Raw genomic sequence first — 1609 nt, 5'->3', positions numbered from 1 at the left:
TGGCTTCAAGATCGTCCGTCTGACAATCAAGAAGCGCATGCGCACGACGCTGGCGGCCATTCGGGAAACGCTAATGCGAAGACGCCATGAACCGATCGCAGTAGTAGGTCGATGGCTACGGCAAGTGTTACAGGGGTATTTGAACTACCATGCGGTGTCAGACAATCTACGAAGATTGGGAGGGTTCCGCTGGGAAGTTGGTCGCGCTTGGCGACACGCTTTGATGCGTCGAAGCCAGCGACACCGGCTGTCTTGGGATCGTTTCCAGAGGCTGCTTCGCAAATACCTGCCGCCATGTCGTCTGTTGCATCCGCATCCAGATGCTCGGTTCACCGTCAAAACATCCGATAGGAGCCGTATGCGGTAGTGCCGCACGTACGGATCTGGCCGGGGGGCGATGGGCAACCATCGTCCCTACCGGGACCGTCTGTTCCAAACCTCACCGCGATGAAAAAGGCGCGACGTGTCGCCGCGCTCACAATCCAGAACAGCAGACATCAACCGTCTCGTGAATAGGACGGGCTAGGGATCTTTTTCAAGACCCCCGGTTAGGGCGGTTGAAATGGCCCGGGCCAGAGCTTTGCGGTTTTCCGGAACACTCATCATCGTCACGTGGTCGCCCTGAATCGGTACAGCCGTAATGGCCCCTGGACTCAAAATCCGGTCCCAGCCGCGCATGGGCGAACTTGTCTCTGGGCCTATCGAGTTCTTGCCCCATCGCGTGCGCCGGCTGAGGGCAGAATCAGTAGCATAAAACTGATGTATTTCGATTGGCAGGGATGGGGCGCGGTACGACTGCAGCGCTCTTTGAAATTGCGCAATTCTTTCATACATCAAAACCTCATCGTGGAGATGACGATCCGGAGGTATGGCCCCTATTTGCTGCGCCTTCTCAAGCAGCTGGCTAATCGAACTGTGTTTAGCGAAGCATTCCAATAGTTCCAAGTGCTTGTCATCTACGGATTTGAGAGTTTCCAGCACCCCTTCGGAAACCATTTGGGTAGGAGTTATGTTTGATGGATTCGCAGGTAGCGTAACATCGATGAATGCCATGAACGCCACAACTTCATCCTGATCCAGTAAACGCTGAGCTATGGCGTAAGCCAAGGTCGCCCCTGATGAGTATCCAGCAAAGCGGTACGGGCCTTGTGGCTGGATTCCTTTGATTGTCACGAGGACCGGCGCGGCTATTGCCTCAAGAGTCAGTGGACAAACGTCCTCGAAAGAGGGCCATGGCAGAGCATAGACGGGACAATCTATGTCCATCTCTTTGACCAACCTTAGGACGTACGAACAATCACCCCAACCTGTGGGAACAAAGAACAGCGGTGGCTGTGACCCCGTGGCTTGAACGGAAATCACTCCCGGACTGCTGGGCTGACGCTCCAAGTGAAGCTTAGAGGCAAGTTCCTTCAGAATTGGGGCTTGGAAGACGTCGGCGGCGCTAAACCGCAGCTTAAGATCACGTGCTCGGTTGAGCAGTTGCACCGCCAGCAGCGAGTGGCCGCCGAGTTCGAAAAAGCTGTCGTGGCGGCCGACCCGCTCGATCCCGAGAAGCTCGGCCCAGATCGCGGCCAGCGCCGTCTCGACCGCGCCGCGCGGTGCCTCG

The 1609-nt window shown here is 56.4% G+C and carries 1 protein-coding gene; it reads right to left on the bottom strand.

Annotated elements, in window-relative coordinates; all coding sequences use genetic code 11:
* Nucleotides 1-522: 522 nt before the first annotated feature.
* Nucleotides 523-1609, bottom strand: a 1087-nt coding sequence (locus LPU83_RS17770) for a thioesterase domain-containing protein (protein ID WP_244656107.1), incomplete at its 5' end; no start/stop codon positions are given.

Source organism: Rhizobium favelukesii (genome assembly GCF_000577275.2).
Taxonomy (GTDB): domain Bacteria; phylum Pseudomonadota; class Alphaproteobacteria; order Rhizobiales; family Rhizobiaceae; genus Rhizobium; species Rhizobium favelukesii.
This window is presented reverse-complemented; position numbering and strand designations above follow the sequence as displayed.